Origin of the sequence: Flavobacterium frigidum (assembly GCF_048286735.1) — a bacterium.
In the GTDB taxonomy this organism is placed as follows: domain Bacteria; phylum Bacteroidota; class Bacteroidia; order Flavobacteriales; family Flavobacteriaceae; genus Flavobacterium.
The window spans coordinates 47,671-62,460 of sequence record NZ_JBLVPU010000011.1 but is presented as its reverse complement, the minus strand read 5'-3'; the positions used below and the strand labels follow the sequence as shown (position 1 = coordinate 62,460).

General features: G+C 34.3%; 14 protein-coding genes. 12 read left to right on the top strand and 2 right to left on the bottom strand.

Features of this window, described 5'->3' with window-relative positions:
• Positions 1-39 precede the first annotated feature (39 nt).
• From def to ACNQGO_RS08345, 4 genes are all read left to right on the top strand, one after another.
• Positions 40-627, top strand: a complete 588-nt coding sequence (def, locus tag ACNQGO_RS08360; protein ID WP_417943781.1) for a peptide deformylase — start codon at positions 40-42, stop codon at positions 625-627.
• Between the two features lie 88 nt (positions 628-715).
• A complete protein-coding gene (locus ACNQGO_RS08355) occupies positions 716-1,198 on the top strand; it encodes a DUF5606 family protein (protein WP_417979063.1) in 483 nt (160 codons plus the stop codon).
• 80 nt (positions 1,199-1,278) lie between these two features.
• Positions 1,279-2,052 carry a nucleoside triphosphate pyrophosphohydrolase gene (mazG, locus tag ACNQGO_RS08350; protein ID WP_417984978.1) on the top strand — a complete coding sequence of 258 codons (774 nt, stop codon included), beginning with the start codon at positions 1,279-1,281 and terminating at the stop codon, positions 2,050-2,052.
• Between the two features lie 85 nt (positions 2,053-2,137).
• Positions 2,138-3,592, top strand: a complete 1,455-nt coding sequence (locus tag ACNQGO_RS08345) for an APC family permease (RefSeq protein ID WP_417984977.1) — start codon at positions 2,138-2,140, stop codon at positions 3,590-3,592.
• Between the two features lie 5 nt (positions 3,593-3,597).
• Here the strand turns inward: ACNQGO_RS08345 and ACNQGO_RS08340 are convergent, their stop codons facing one another.
• Positions 3,598-4,278 carry a Crp/Fnr family transcriptional regulator gene (locus ACNQGO_RS08340; protein WP_417984976.1) on the bottom strand — a complete coding sequence of 227 codons (681 nt, stop codon included), beginning with the start codon at positions 4,276-4,278 and terminating at the stop codon, positions 3,598-3,600.
• A 109-nt stretch (positions 4,279-4,387) separates the two neighbouring features.
• On the opposite strand from ACNQGO_RS08340, the gene ACNQGO_RS08335 reads away from it, so the two are divergent.
• From ACNQGO_RS08335 to ACNQGO_RS08300, 8 genes are all read left to right on the top strand, one after another.
• A complete protein-coding gene (locus ACNQGO_RS08335; protein WP_417984975.1) occupies positions 4,388-6,835 on the top strand; it encodes a heavy metal translocating P-type ATPase in 2,448 nt (815 codons plus the stop codon).
• Positions 6,836-6,952: 117 nt separating this feature from the next.
• Positions 6,953-7,135 (top strand): cbb3-type cytochrome oxidase assembly protein CcoS, encoded by a 183-nt coding sequence (gene ccoS, locus ACNQGO_RS08330; protein ID WP_417984974.1) that lies wholly within the window; start codon positions 6,953-6,955, stop codon positions 7,133-7,135.
• 58 nt (positions 7,136-7,193) lie between these two features.
• Positions 7,194-9,383 carry a cytochrome-c oxidase, cbb3-type subunit I gene (ccoN, locus tag ACNQGO_RS08325; RefSeq protein ID WP_417943788.1) on the top strand — a complete coding sequence of 730 codons (2,190 nt, stop codon included), beginning with the start codon at positions 7,194-7,196 and terminating at the stop codon, positions 9,381-9,383.
• Between the two features lie 5 nt (positions 9,384-9,388).
• Entirely contained in the window at positions 9,389-9,559 is a 171-nt protein-coding gene (locus ACNQGO_RS08320) for a CcoQ/FixQ family Cbb3-type cytochrome c oxidase assembly chaperone (protein ID WP_417970813.1), read from the top strand.
• Positions 9,560-9,586: 27 nt separating this feature from the next.
• Positions 9,587-10,486, top strand: a complete 900-nt coding sequence (locus ACNQGO_RS08315) for a cbb3-type cytochrome c oxidase N-terminal domain-containing protein (RefSeq protein ID WP_417984973.1) — start codon at positions 9,587-9,589, stop codon at positions 10,484-10,486.
• 76 nt (positions 10,487-10,562) lie between these two features.
• Entirely contained in the window at positions 10,563-11,981 is a 1,419-nt protein-coding gene (gene ccoG / locus ACNQGO_RS08310) for a cytochrome c oxidase accessory protein CcoG (protein ID WP_417984972.1), read from the top strand.
• 40 nt (positions 11,982-12,021) lie between these two features.
• On the top strand, positions 12,022-12,474 hold the full coding sequence (locus tag ACNQGO_RS08305; protein ID WP_417984971.1) for a FixH family protein: 453 nt from the start codon (positions 12,022-12,024) through the stop codon (positions 12,472-12,474).
• A gap of 73 nt (positions 12,475-12,547) precedes the next feature.
• Positions 12,548-13,249 carry a sulfite exporter TauE/SafE family protein gene (locus tag ACNQGO_RS08300; RefSeq protein ID WP_417984970.1) on the top strand — a complete coding sequence of 234 codons (702 nt, stop codon included), beginning with the start codon at positions 12,548-12,550 and terminating at the stop codon, positions 13,247-13,249.
• Between the two features lie 67 nt (positions 13,250-13,316).
• Here the strand turns inward: ACNQGO_RS08300 and hemN are convergent, their stop codons facing one another.
• Positions 13,317-14,681, bottom strand: a complete 1,365-nt coding sequence (gene hemN, locus ACNQGO_RS08295) for an oxygen-independent coproporphyrinogen III oxidase (protein ID WP_417984969.1) — start codon at positions 14,679-14,681, stop codon at positions 13,317-13,319.
• Positions 14,682-14,790 lie beyond the last annotated feature (109 nt).

Genomic DNA, 14,790 nt, shown 5'->3' with positions numbered 1-14,790 from the left:
TTTTCCTAATTACAGTAGATAATACTTAATACAAAAACAATGATTTTACCAATTATAGGTTACGGTGATCCAGTTTTAAGAAAAGTAGGCGAGGTGCTTTCACCAGAACATCCTAATTTGAAAGAAACGATTGCTAATATGTACGAAACGATGTACAATGCTTATGGTGTCGGACTTGCCGCACCTCAAGTAGGATTAGCGTTGCGATTATTTGTAATCGATACTACGCCGTTTAGCGATGATGAAGAATTAAATGATACCGAGCAAAAAGCATTAAAGGGATTCAAAAGAACTTTTATCAATGCTAAAATGATAAAAGAAGAAGGAGAAGAATGGAGCTTTAATGAAGGTTGTTTAAGTATACCTGATGTAAGAGAGGATGTATACAGAAATCCAACAATTACAATTGAATACTGTGAGGAAGATTTTGTGACTAAAACGGAAGTTTTTGACGGATTAATAGCCAGAGTAATCCAACATGAATACGATCATATTGAAGGCATATTATTCACAGATAAGATTTCCTCATTGAAAAAAAGATTGAACCAAAAGAAATTAAAAAACATCTTAGAAGGGAAAACCTTTCAAGAGTACCGAATGAAATTTTTTGCTAAAAAAGGAAGATAGAACAATTTTAGTACTTTATTTTTGGTATGAAATTTGTTTCTAAATGAAAAACGAATAAGTCAAATTCTTAATAATAATTACACAAAACATGAATTTAGAAAAAATATTAGCCATTTCTGGTAAACCAGGTTTATATGTATTAAAAGTGCAAACACGTACTGGGTTTGTAGCAGAGTCGTTATTAGACGGAAAAAAAATCACAGTAAACTTAAAAAGTAATGTAAGCTTACTATCTGAGATTTCAGTTTATACCTATGAAGGCGAGAAACCTTTAGCTGAAATCATGCAAACAATTGCAGATAAAGAAAATAAAGAGCAAGCAATTTCTCATAAAGAGGAAAACGGAAAATTAACTGCTTATTTCAAGGAAATTTTAGCAGATTATGATGAAGAAAGAGTATATCCTTCAGACATAAAAAAAATCCTAAATTGGTACAATATGTTGCAAGCAAAAGGGTTAATTGTAGATGAAGCGCCAGTTGCAGCTGAAACTACTGCAACTTCTGAAGAAGAAGTAACAACTCCAGAAACTAAAGCTCCAGCTAAAAAAGTAAAAGCAAAAAAAGAGTAATACTACTTAACAATAATATTTAATCCTGTTCAGCTATTTTCTGAACAGGATTTTTTTATTTTTACCAAAAATAATTTCTGATGAATTCAAGACAAAACCAATTGCAAGCTTTCGAAAGATTATTGGACATTATGGATGATTTACGTGAAAAATGTCCGTGGGATAAGAAGCAAACCATGCAAACGTTGCGTCATCTTACTATAGAAGAAACCTATGAATTGGGCGATGCCATTTTGGACAATGATTTAAATGAAGTCAAAAAAGAGCTGGGAGATTTGCTATTGCATATTGTTTTTTATGCTAAGATAGGAAGCGAAACGAGTGATTTTGATATGGCTGATGTGTGCAATGAAATTTGTGATAAACTAATTCATCGTCATCCACATATTTATAGTGATGTAGTGGTTAAAGATGAAGAGGAAGTAAAGCAAAACTGGGAGAAATTAAAGTTGAAGGAAGGTAAGAAATCAGTTTTAGAAGGTGTTCCAAAAAGTTTACCAGCCTTAGTCAAAGCCAGCCGAATACAGGATAAAGTAAAAGGAGTGGGATTTGATTGGGAGGAACCACATCAGGTTTGGGATAAGGTCCAAGAGGAATTAGAAGAATTACAAGTTGAGGTTGAAGCAGGTGATCAAGATAAAATTGAAGCAGAGTATGGGGATGTTTTATTTTCCATGATCAATTATGCTCGTTTTTTAAATGTAAATCCTGAAGATGCCCTTGAACGTACAAATAAAAAATTCATCAAACGCTTTCAATATCTAGAAAGTAAGGCGGGAGATTTAGGAAAACCCTTAATGGATATGACTTTAGCTGAAATGGATATTTTTTGGGAAGAAGCGAAGAAGTTATAGTTTTCAGTTTTTATAGTAATCAGTGTTCAGATTTCAGTCTCGATATTTCGGGATTAGTATCCAGTTTTAAATAATTAATTTACCCATGTCAGAAAATAAAACCGAGTTAAAACGTTCCTTAGGATTAATAGATGCCACGAGTTTAGTAGCTGGTTCCATGATAGGATCTGGAATTTTTATTGTAACATCAGCAATGGCTAGGGATATTGGCTCCGCTGCTTGGTTATTGGTCATTTGGGTAGTGACAGGTTTAATTACAGTCGCTGCAGCCCTAAGTTACGGCGAATTGGCAGGAATGATGCCTAATGCAGGCGGGCAATTCGTTTACATTCAACGCGCGTACGGCAGATTAGTTTCATTCTTATATGGCTGGACCGTTTTTACAGTAATTCAAACGGGTGTTATTGCTGCAATTGCAGTTACTTTTGCGAATTATGCCGCCATCTTCTTTCCTGTTTTAGATCAAACGCTGTTTACGGTTGGTACTAGTTTTGTTTTTTCGTACCAGAAAGTATTGGCGATCTTCAGTATAATTTTGCTAACATACATCAATACCAAAGGAGTTGAAAGCGGGAAAACGGTTCAATTGATTTTCACTTCGGCTAAACTAATTGCACTTTTTGCATTGATTGTTTTAGGATTGTATGTTGGTTTACAAACGGATGTTTTGTCCAATAATTTTGCAAATATGTGGGAAGCCAGCAAAACGATCATGAATCCTGACGGAACCGTGACAGTGACAAAATTAGCAGGAATGGCAATTTTGGGTGCTGCAGGAGCAACGATTATCAACTCGTTATTTTCTAGTGATGCTTGGAATAACGTTACTTTTATTGCTGGAGAAATTAAAGAACCAAAAAAGAATATTCCTCGCAGTTTATTTCTTGGAACTTTGATAGTAACAGTTATATACGTTTTAGCGAATATTGCGTATTTGGCTTTATTACCTATGCAAGGAACTCCAAACGCTGCTGATATTGTAAATAACGGAATCATGTTTGCCAGTAACGATAGAGTAGGCGCGGCGGCTGCAAGCATGATTATGGGAAATGTAGGTGTTTTTGTGATGGCTGCGCTAATCATGGTTTCCACTTTTGGTTGTAATAGCGGATTAATTCTTTCAGGAGGAAGATTGTTTTTTGCTATGGCAAAAGATGGATTGTTCTTTAAACAAGCTACGAAGTTAAATAAAAATCAGGTTCCTGCCAAAGCGCTTTGGGTGCAGTGTATTTGGGCTTGTGTGCTTTGTATTTCAGGAAAATTTGGGGATTTATTAACGTACGCAACTTTTGCATCGTTGTTGTTTTATATCCTAACTATTTTGGGCGTATTTATTCTTAGAAAAAAAGAACCTAATGCGGATAGGCCTTACAAAGCTTTTGGTTATCCATTTGTGCCTGCACTTTATATTGTAGTAACAGTAGCAATTTGCTTCACATTATTGATTTATGATACGTTCAATACGGGATTAGGATTGTGTATAGTTGCACTTGGTATACCGGTGTACTATTTTGTAATGAATAAGAAAGAGCAAAATTAATGGAGCTATTCTGCTAGTTTTTTTAGCGCATTGATATCTTTTAAAATAATTTTTTTGCCTGTCAATTCTATCAAACCTAATTTTTTAAAATCGGAGAGTAAACGGATACAACTTTCAGTGGCAGTGCCAATTATACTGGCTAATTCGTCTCTTGAAAGTTGTATTTTCAAAGAATTATCTTTGTTTTTTCCAAAAGTATTATTTAAATAAAGCAGCGTTTCGGCTAACCTTTCTTTGACGGTTTTTTGGGCCAAATTCACCATGTGATCATCGGCTTCTTTTAGATCCCCACAAATACTTTTCATCACATTCATCGAAAACTGATTGTTTTTGTTAAAGTACCCCATCACTTCCGACTTTGGAATAAAACAAACCTGCATATCTTCTAGAGCTACGGCACTCAAGTTTACCGGTTCATCACTAATCATCGAGCGTTGTCCTAGTAATTCTCCTTTAGTAACTAATTTTACAATATGGTCTTTGCCGTTTGCACTCAATTTGGTTAGTTTGCACACACCATCCTTGATACAGTAGATACCATTCACATTCTCACCTTCCTCAAAGATAACTTCTCCCTTTTTGATAATATGGGATGTTTTACAGCTAGAAAGTTTTAATAATTCATCTTTAGTTAAGGCTTTTAAAGAGCTAAATTCTCTGACGATACATTGTTCGCATTTGCTCATATTGCTTATGATTTATTTACAGAACAAAACTAACTCATTAATATGATAAATGTCATGTTTTAATTAACAATCGTTTAAGTACTTTGCTCTAGGTAAAATGAGCAAAGTTATGGACACACAAAACTGTTTCCATTGTGGGTTAGACATTATTAAAGAAGACGAAATTATTTTTGATACTAAAAATTTCTGTTGTAACGGTTGTAAAACGGTATACGAAATTTTCAGTCTGAATGATTTGACGTGTTATTATGATTTTGAAAAGTCCCCTGGAGCAACCCCGCAAGATAGTACTGGTAAATATGATTTTTTAGACAATGAGAGTATTGCATCCAAATTATTGGAATTTCAAGAAAATTCAACCGCAATTATTTCACTTAGTATTCCACATATTCATTGCAGCTCGTGTATTTGGATTCTGGAAAATCTACAGCGTCTTCAAAAAGGAATAAGCATTTCACAGGTTAATTTTCCCGAAAAAAGGGTCCGAATCACCTTCAATCCAGAAGTTGTTTCTATTAAAACGATTGTTTATTTATTGAGTTCTATTGGTTATGAACCCTACATTAGTTTAGAAAATTATGAAACGGGAAGTGATGAAGTAGATAGAAGTTTGACTTATAAACTAGGCGTTGCTTTCTTTTGTTTTGGGAATATTATGTTGCTTTCGTTTCCAGAATATTTTGAAGTAAAAGAATTTTGGTTAGACCAATACCGTGGCTTTTTCCGCTGGTTGATTTTTGCTTTAGCGTTACCAAGTTTCTTTTACTCGGCGAGTGGTTATTATGTATCAGCGTATAAAAGTATTAAAACGAAAATGCTTAATATCGATATTCCTATTGCTTTGGGAATCGTGGTGATGTTTGTGCGAAGTACGTTTGATATCGTCATGGATTACGGTTCTGGTTTTTTCGACAGCTTAACCGGATTGATTTTCTTTATGCTTTTAGGGAAAATGTTCCAAATCAAAACCTATAGTTTTTTGAGTTTCGAAAGGGATTTTAAATCCTATTTTCCGATAGCAATTACCAAAATTAATTCGGATTTATCAGAGGAAAGTGTGGCGATTTACGACGTTGAAAAAGGTGATCGATTACTCATCAGAAATCAAGAACTCATTCCCGTTGATGGCATTCTAATTTCAGAAAATGCAGAAATCGATTATAGTTTTGTAACCGGAGAAGCGATTCCTATTGCTAAACAATCTGGAGACAAAGTTTTTGCAGGAGGAAAACATATAGGAAAAGTAATTGAAATGGAAGTTTTACATGCTGTTTCCCAAAGTTATCTGACGCAATTATGGAGTAATGATGTATTCCAAAAAAATGTAGAGCAAAAGCACAAAACGATTACGGATAGCATTAGCCGTTATTTTACACCTATTTTATTACTGATTGCTTTTGCAGGATTTGGTTATTGGATTTTTATTGATGCTAATACCGCTTTCAATGTGTTTACGGCAGTACTTATTGTTGCTTGTCCTTGTGCTTTGGCATTGACGGCACCATTCACTTTTGGGAATGTATTGCGAATATTAGGAAAACAGAAATTTTATCTCAAAAATGCGTTGGTTATTGAACAATTGGTGAAAGTAGATACCATTGTTTTTGATAAAACAGGAACGATTACCACTAATAAAAAATCGAAAATTTCTTACGAATCCTCCCCCAACCTCTCCCATTTGGGGGAGCAAAAAACAGTAGAGACTGATACAAATTTAATATTGATAAAAAACGCACTTCGTGGATCAAACCATCCATTGAGTAGAATGCTTTATGACTTTTTACCTGAAATGAAAAGATTAAAAATTGATGATTTTGAAGAGATTACAGGGAAAGGAATTAAAGTAAAAATAGAAGGGAATATAATTCAAATAGGTTCATTAGAATTTTGTACTCCGCCATTATCTGTTTTGTCTCCCTCCTCTTTGGTGAGTCCCGAAGCGTCGGGAGGGGAGGGGAATACCTCGGTTCACTTAAAGATAAATGATGTGTATTACGGGAAATTTATTTTCAATAATCAATATAGAGAAGGACTTGAAAATCTTTTCAAAAATTTAAGCAATACCTATCAAATCATAGTTTTATCGGGTGATAATGAAGGAGAACACGCTACTCTAGAACAACTTTTGCCGAAAGGCACGGAGTTAATTTTCAATCAGAAACCGGAACAAAAATTAGAATTTATTAAAAACTTACAGCAAAACGGCAAAAATGTAATGATGGTAGGAGATGGATTGAATGATGCCGGGGCTTTAGCGCAAAGCAATGTAGGAATCTCCATTTCTGAGAATGTTAATGTTTTTTCACCGGCTTGCGATGCTATTTTGGATGCCAGCGAGTTTCAAAAATTGAATTATTTCTTGAAATTATCAAAGAATTCAATTACTACTATCAAAATGAGTTTTGGACTTTCCTTATTATACAATGTAGTGGGATTATCGTTTGCGATTACTGGGAATTTATTGCCTCTGGTTGCAGCCATTATAATGCCTTTGAGTACAATAACCATTGTAAGTTTTGTTACGGTGATGAGTAGTTATTATGCAAATAAAAAATAGAATTGTATACGTTTTTGAGGTGTGCTTTCACATAGATTTAACAGATATTAGTAAGTATGACAAATGTCATATTTTACTCAAAAACGTAAAAGTAACTTTGGTAACACAAATTAAGGTATGAGTGTCATTTATTTATTAATCTCCATCAGTATAATAGTCGCCATTGGTTTCTTTATTGCTTTTATACGAGCAGTAAAAACAGGCCAATATGACGATGATTACACCCCCTCAGTTAGAATGCTATTTGACGACGAATTAATACAGCCGAAAGTTGAAAAACCAAAAGTCAAAAGTGACTAGACTTTGTGATATTCAACAGTAATTTTTAAAATTTTTCAATCATTTAATTTTTTTATTTATGGAAATGCAGCAGTTTTATTATGATAACAAAATTGTAAAAAACTTCATTTACGCGACTATTGTTTTTGGAGTAGTAGGAATGTTAGTAGGACTTACATTGGCCTTTATGTTTCTTTTTCCAAATATTACCGATGGGATTTCGTGGTTGAGTTACGGTCGATTAAGACCTTTACACACCAATGCGGTTATTTTTGCCTTTGTAGGGAACGCTATGTTTGCGGGTATTTATTATTCCTTGCAACGCTTGTTGAAAGCCAGAATGTTCAGTGATTTTTTGAGTAATCTTAATTTCTGGGGCTGGCAATTAATCATTGTCGCAGCAGCCATTTCATTACCGTTGGGGTATAGTTCTTCTAAGGAATATGCCGAATTAGAATGGCCAATTGATATCGCAATTGCATTAATTTGGGTTGTTTTTGGTATCAATATGATTGGAACTATTATAAAACGTAGAGAGCGCCATTTATATGTTGCGATTTGGTTTTACTTGGCAACATTCGTAACGGTTGCAGTTTTACATATTTTCAATAGTTTATCATTACCGGTTTCTGGAATGAAAAGTTATTCCGTTTACGCAGGGGTTCAAGATGCCTTGGTACAATGGTGGTACGGTCATAATGCGGTTGCGTTTTTCTTGACGACACCTTTCTTAGGATTGATGTACTATTTTATACCAAAGGCGGCGAATCGCCCTGTGTATTCTTACAGACTGTCAATTGTTCACTTTTGGTCGTTGATTTTCATATACATCTGGGCAGGACCACACCATTTATTATATTCTGCTTTGCCAAATTGGGCGCAAAATTTAGGTGTTGCCTTTTCAATTATGCTTTTAGCGCCTTCTTGGGGTGGTATGATAAACGGATTATTAACATTAAGAGGGGTTTGGGATAAAGTGCGCGTAGATCCAGTTTTGAAATTCTTTGTGGTAGCTATTACCGGTTACGGAATGGCAACTTTTGAAGGTCCGATGTTATCCTTAAAAAACGTAAATGCTATCGCGCATTATACAGATTGGATTATTGCTCACGTTCACGTAGGTGCATTGGCTTGGAACGGATTTATGGCTTTTGGTATGATTTATTGGTTGGTTCCTAGAATGACTAAAAGTAATATATACTCTCTTAAGTTAGCAAATTTCCATTTTTGGATTGGTACTTTAGGAATCATATTATATACTATTCCAATGTATGTTGCTGGTTTTTTACAAGCATCGATGTGGAAACAATTTAACCCAGACGGAACTTTAACGTATGGTAACTTTCTGGAAACAGTAACTCAAATTATGCCAATGTATTGGATGAGAGCTATTGGCGGAACCCTTTATTTAATTGGAATGTTTACTTTGGTGTATAACATTATTCAAACGGTTCGATTGGGTTCTAAAATTGAAGACGAATTAGCGGAGGCTCCTGAGTTAATCAAAATTAGTGCGGGTAGAGTAAAAGGAGAGAAATTTCACCCTTGGTTAGAAAGAAAACCTATTCAATTAACCATTTTGGCAACGGTTGCAATTTTAATTGGAGGTGTTATCCAAATTGTTCCCACGATTATGGTTAAATCGAATATTCCGACCATTGCCAGTGTAAAACCGTATTCTCCACTAGAATTAGAAGGACGTGATTTATACATCCGTGAAGGTTGTGTAGGATGTCACTCGCAGTCTGTTCGTCCCTTTCGTAGTGAAGTAGAGCGCTATGGACCACAATCTAAAGCAGGCGAATATGTATACGATCATCCATTCCTTTGGGGATCAAAACGTACAGGTCCCGATTTATTAAGAGTGGGTGCAAAATACAATGATAATTGGCACTTTAACCACTTCTGGAATCCGCAAAGTATATCTGCAGGATCTATTATGCCAGGTTACAAATGGTTGTTCGACAATAAACCAATGGATGTTTCTTTGACTCAAAAGAAAATGCAGGTTATGGCGACACTTGGAGTTCCTTACACAGAAAGTCAAATTGCAAGTGGTTTAGATGATTTAAGAAAACAAGCTGTCGCTATTGAAGAAAACTTGAAAAATGATCCCGATTTTGTAAAAAGTTATAACGAAAGCAAGAAAAAAGCCGCAGCCAGAGGAGAGAAATTTGTTCCAATGAACGAAAGAGAAATCGTTGCCTTAATTGCTTATATGCAAAGATTGGGAACCGATATTAAAGTAAAAGATAATACTAAAAAATAAAAGTCATGTTCGAACAAATAAAACACAATATGGAAACTATTGAAGGTGTGGCGATATATCCCATCGTATCATTATTAATTTTTTTCTTCTTTTTCGTGGGTCTTGGTTTATGGGTGTTCTCCTATAAGAAAGAGACGATAAGTGAATTGAGTCAAATTCCATTGAGAGATAATTAAATAGTATAATTTTTTAAAATTTAGAAAATGAAAAAATTAATTCCAGTATACGTTAGGGTACCTGTTATTTTCTTTGCCGTCATGATGGCGATGGAGTATTTTATCGATTCAGGAGATCAACCTGCTTTTATAAAATTTCCAATTGTTTCCGTTTTCTTATTTGTGTTTCTTTTTCTTTTGATAGCAATTGAAATTACCGTGAGTGCAGTAGATACTATTACGTATCACTTGTTGACCGAGGAACAAAAAATCCAATTAAATGCAGTTAGCGATTTAAGTTTCAAGGATAGTGAATGGTACAAGAAATTGATGGCAAAATTGACTAAAACTGAACCTTTAGAAAGTGAAGGTCAGCTTTTATTAGATCATGATTATGACGGCATCAAAGAGCTTGACAACAATTTGCCACCATGGTGGGTGTATTTGTTTTATGCATCAATTGTTTTTGGAGTTGTTTATATGGTTCGATACGAAGTTTTGGGAGCTGATAATCAAGAGATGGAGCTTAAAAAAGAAGTCGCTCAAGCCAAAATTGATATTGCAGAATACATGAAAACCGCACCGGATATGATGGATGAAAAAACGGTGACCTTATTGACAGATCCTACAGATTTAGCAGCTGGAAAAGAAATATTTACAATCAATTGTGCGGCCTGTCACAGAGCTGACGGTGGTGGACAAATTGGACCAAATTTAACGGATGATCAATGGATTTTAGGGGGCGGAATAAAAAATGTATTTCATACTTTAGTAAATGGAGGACGTGACGGAAAAGGAATGATTTCTTGGAAAGGCACATTGAAACCTAAAGAAATGCAAAAAGTTGCCAGTTATATCTTATCCTTAAAAGGTAGTAATCCACCAGATGCCAAAGCTCCAGAAGGTGAGGTTTGGGTAGAAAAAAAGAGTACTGTTGCAGTTAAATAACAATTAGAAACACACGTTTTTATTTAGCTTAAGAATTTTAATAATTATTTTGAACTTGTGTTTTAAATAAAAAAAAATGTCAAAATTACCAGACGAAGCATTTAGAGATACCATAGGAACTATTGATTTAGAAGGAAACAGAAAATTTATTTTTCCTAAAAAGCCTTTAGGAAAGTTCTATGATTACAGGAAATGGGTGAGTTATTTTTTACTGATAGTCCTTGTTGCGAATCCTTTTATAAAGATAAATGGGAATCAGTTCATGATGTTCAATATATTAGAACGCCGATTTAATATTTTAGGTTTTCCTTTTTGGCCTCAGGATATTTATCTTTTTGTGCTCTTTATGATAATCGGGGTAGTTTTTGTCATCCTTTTTACAGTGATTTTTGGACGGATATTTTGTGGATGGATTTGTCCACAGACCATCTTTTTAGAAATGGTTTTTCGTAGAATAGAATACTGGATTGAAGGCGATCGTGGTGCCCAAATTCGTTTGGAAAAACAAGATTGGAATGGGGAAAAAATAAGAAAGAAAGCCTTCAAATGGACAATTTTTTTAATCATTTCTTTTTTTATTGCCAATGTTTTTCTGGCTTATCTTATCAGTAGTGACAAGTTGCTTTTAATGATTGAAGAAGGACCAGAAAACCATGTGAGCACGCTGATTTCATTATTGATTTTTACAGGAGTTTTCTATTTTATTTTTGCATGGTTTAGAGAACAGGTTTGCATTATAGCTTGTCCTTACGGAAGATTGCAAGGGGTTTTATTAGATGATAAATCGATAAATGTGGCTTATGATTTTGTTCGTGGCGAAAAAGAAGTAGGCCGTGCTAAATTCAACAAACAAGAGGATAGAGCGACAACTGGAAAAGGCGATTGCATAGATTGTAAACAATGTGTAAATGTTTGTCCAACTGGAATTGACATTCGTAACGGAACGCAAATGGAATGTATCAATTGTACTGCTTGCATTGATGAATGCGATACAATTATGGATAGCGTTGGTTTACCAAAAGGACTTATTAGATATGCTTCAGAGGATGAAATTGAGAAAAAAGTAGCGTTCAAGCTTACCCCTAGAATGAAAGGATATTCAGCAGTATTATTCATTCTAACAGGAATTTTGATTGGATTATTGTTCTTGCGTTCTGATGTTGAAGCCAGCGTTTTAAGATTGCCAGGACAATTATTTCAGCATAAAGGCGATAATATTAGCAACATTTATACTTTTAAAATTATCAATAAAACCAATAATGACTTTGATGATATCCATTTTAAACTTGTGGGTATAAATGGAAGTTTGAAAGTGGTTGGAAAACAAGAATTAAAAGTGCCTAGACAAGGGATGAATGATGGAACACTGTTTATTGAAATCAACCAAAATTTATTAGAAAATGATAAAACAAAACTGAGAATTGAGGTGTATAATGGAAATAAAAAAATTGAAACAGCGACTACTAATTTTTTAAGTCCGCGAAGTTTTGATTAAATAGTATGAAATTCAAGGTTCAAAATATAAATATAATAGTATGAAAATTAGCTGGGGAACAGGAATCGTAATCGCTTTTGGTTTGTTTATAACCTTCATTTTGTATTTTGTTTTTACGGTTCAATCCGATTCAAAATACGATAATGAGTTAGTGGTAGAAGAATATTACAAGCATGATGCACATTTTGGAGATGAAATGGCACGTATACAAAACGCAGCTGATTTGATGCAAAAGCCAACAATTACAAGTGTCGCAAACGGAATTGAAATAGTTTTTCCAACAGTTTTTGATCCAAAGAAAATTAAAGGTAAAGTGTCCCTTTACAGACCGTCTAACAAAAAATTAGATTTTGAAATTCCAATTTCACTATCTAATGCTACTACTTTGCTCATACCTAAAAAAAGTTTGGCAGGCGGTCGATGGGACATTAATATGGAATGGCAATACGATGGAAAATCGTATTTGTCTAAAGAAACGATATATATCAATTAGTCTTACAGTAAAAAGTTTTAAAGTCCATCAATTGGCTTTAAGAATTTTTACTTTATGACATTAGAATAAAACAATGCTTTACACTGCCTTCATTTTCGGTTTAATAAGTAGTTTTCACTGCATAGGAATGTGCGGTCCTATTGCTATGATGTTGCCTGTAGACAGAACGAATCAGGCCAAAAAAGCAACTCAAATCATCACCTATCATTTAGGAAGAGTATCGGCGTATGCCTCTATTGGCTTTGTTTTTGGTCTCTTGGGAAAAGGTTTTTTCTTGGCAGGTTTGCAACAAAACTTATCTATATTTATTGGTGTAGCCATGATTGTTGTAGTGGTAATTCCAGACAAACTTTTTGCGATATACAATTTTTCAAAACCCGTTTTTAAATTAATCTCCAGAATTAAAACGGCTTTAGGAAGTCAGTTCAGAAACAAGAGTTACAAATCCCTTTTTACTATTGGTGTACTAAATGGTTTTTTACCTTGCGGAATGGTTTATGTAGCCTTGTTTGGTGCTATTGCCATGCAAAGTGAAAGTTTGGGTGTTTTGTATATGATTTTATTTGGGTTAGGAACCGTTCCCTTGATGAGCAGTGTAGTGTACATCAATTCATATCTCACAATTCCTATTCGAAACCGAATCCAAAAAGCAATTCCATATGTAGCGGTTTGTATTGGCTGCTTATTTATTTTAAGAGGATTGGGATTGGGAATTCCTTATATTTCTCCGTCGAATATGAGTTTGTTTATTCAAGAAAATCCAAACTGTCACTAACTTTTAGATCTTATAGGATATGAAAAAGCACGCCATTTCGCGTGCTTTTTTTGTATATTATAAAACATTAAATTGTCATTGAAAACAAAGCAGTTTTTGGTGCTTTTCTTTTCAAACGTAAATCGAATGCCATACAAATATTACGAACATAAGGTTTTCCTTTTTCTGTAACGGTAATCCCAAAGTGATTAATTACTAGCAATTCGTCATTTTCCATTTCCTTCAATTGTATTAATACATCTGGAATTTCATTAAAATAATCGGCTATATTTTTCCAGGAAGTTTCAAATTGACACATTAAATTCAGAATGTGCTTGCGGATGATGAGGTCTTCATTGGTCAATAAATGCCCTTTAAAAACCGGTAATTTGTTCCATTCTAGTATTTGATAATAGTCCTCCAAGTTTTTTACATTCTGTGCAAAACTAGACCAACTGTCACTGATGGAAGAAACGCCCAATCCAATCATTAATTGTGTTTTAGACGAACTGTACCCCATGAAATTACGATGCAATGTCCCATTTTGAAAAGCTTCATATAAACTGTCAGTCTCCAACGCAAAATGATCCATTCCTATTTCATGATACCCATTTTCAGATAATAATTTTTTACCTGTTTCATAAAGCGTTCTCTTTTTATCATCTTTTGGAATGTCTTCGTCGTTAAAACCACGCTGTCCATTGCCTTTAATCCAAGGAACATGAGCGTAGCTATAAAACGCCAATCGGTCGGGTTGTAATGATTTTGTTTTCTCAATCGTATCAATTACATTCTCTATTTCCTGAAAAGGCAATCCAAAAATAATATCATGACCTATAGAAGTATACCCGATTTCTCGAGCCCAAAACGTAACTTTTGCTACATTATGAAAAGATTGTAAACGATGAATTGCTTTTTGAACTTTCTCAGAATAATCCTGAACACCAAAACTCACTCTTCTAAAACCTAAATCGTAAAGCTTTTGCAAATGTTCGTGAGTTGTATTATTCGGATGGCCTTCAAAACTAAATTCATGATCTTTGGCTTTTTTAGCATGAACAAAGATGCCATTTATTAAATCCTCTAAATTTTTTGTAGAAAAAAATGTGGGAGTTCCACCACCCAAATGAATCTCTTTTATAGTTGGCTTTTCTCCAAGAATCTTGCAATATAAGGTCCATTCTTTCAAAACGGCTTCTATATATGGATTTTCAACGCCGTGATTTTTGGTGATTCGCTTGTTACAGCCACAAAAAGTACATAGGCTTTCGCAAAAAGGCAAATGAATATACAAACTAATGCCTTCTGAAGAACCACTCGCTTGAAAGGATGTATTTAATCTTTTAGCCCAAATTTCATCCGTAAAATCCGTCTCGTCCCAATACGGAACTGTAGGATAACTGGTGTATCTTGGTCCAGGAACATTATATTTTTGTAGTAAGGAATTTTTCATGGCAAAATCATTTATAGTTGTTCAAAAGTAGAACGACTACTCAACTATTAAAATGATAATTATCATATTGAAGAAACCTTTTGTAAAAATAAGAGGCTGTCTTTATTGG

Excerpts from the sequence above, each read along its gene's own strand:
- def (WP_417943781.1), top strand. The coding sequence starts at position 40 with ATGATTTTACCAATTATAGGTTACGGTGATCCAGTTTTAAGAAAAGTA.
- ACNQGO_RS08355 (WP_417979063.1), top strand. The coding sequence starts at position 716 with ATGAATTTAGAAAAAATATTAGCCATTTCTGGTAAACCAGGTTTATAT.
- mazG (WP_417984978.1), top strand. The coding sequence starts at position 1,279 with ATGAATTCAAGACAAAACCAATTGCAAGCTTTCGAAAGATTATTGGAC.
- ACNQGO_RS08345 (WP_417984977.1), top strand. The coding sequence starts at position 2,138 with ATGTCAGAAAATAAAACCGAGTTAAAACGTTCCTTAGGATTAATAGAT.
- ACNQGO_RS08340 (WP_417984976.1), bottom strand. The coding sequence starts at position 4,278 with ATGAGCAAATGCGAACAATGTATCGTCAGAGAATTTAGCTCTTTAAAA.
- ACNQGO_RS08335 (WP_417984975.1), top strand. The coding sequence starts at position 4,388 with ATGGACACACAAAACTGTTTCCATTGTGGGTTAGACATTATTAAAGAA.
- ccoS (WP_417984974.1), top strand. The coding sequence starts at position 6,953 with ATGAGTGTCATTTATTTATTAATCTCCATCAGTATAATAGTCGCCATT.
- ccoN (WP_417943788.1), top strand. The coding sequence starts at position 7,194 with ATGGAAATGCAGCAGTTTTATTATGATAACAAAATTGTAAAAAACTTC.
- ACNQGO_RS08320 (WP_417970813.1), top strand. The coding sequence starts at position 9,389 with ATGTTCGAACAAATAAAACACAATATGGAAACTATTGAAGGTGTGGCG.
- ACNQGO_RS08315 (WP_417984973.1), top strand. The coding sequence starts at position 9,587 with ATGAAAAAATTAATTCCAGTATACGTTAGGGTACCTGTTATTTTCTTT.
- ccoG (WP_417984972.1), top strand. The coding sequence starts at position 10,563 with ATGTCAAAATTACCAGACGAAGCATTTAGAGATACCATAGGAACTATT.
- ACNQGO_RS08305 (WP_417984971.1), top strand. The coding sequence starts at position 12,022 with ATGAAAATTAGCTGGGGAACAGGAATCGTAATCGCTTTTGGTTTGTTT.
- ACNQGO_RS08300 (WP_417984970.1), top strand. The coding sequence starts at position 12,548 with ATGCTTTACACTGCCTTCATTTTCGGTTTAATAAGTAGTTTTCACTGC.
- hemN (WP_417984969.1), bottom strand. The coding sequence starts at position 14,681 with ATGAAAAATTCCTTACTACAAAAATATAATGTTCCTGGACCAAGATAC.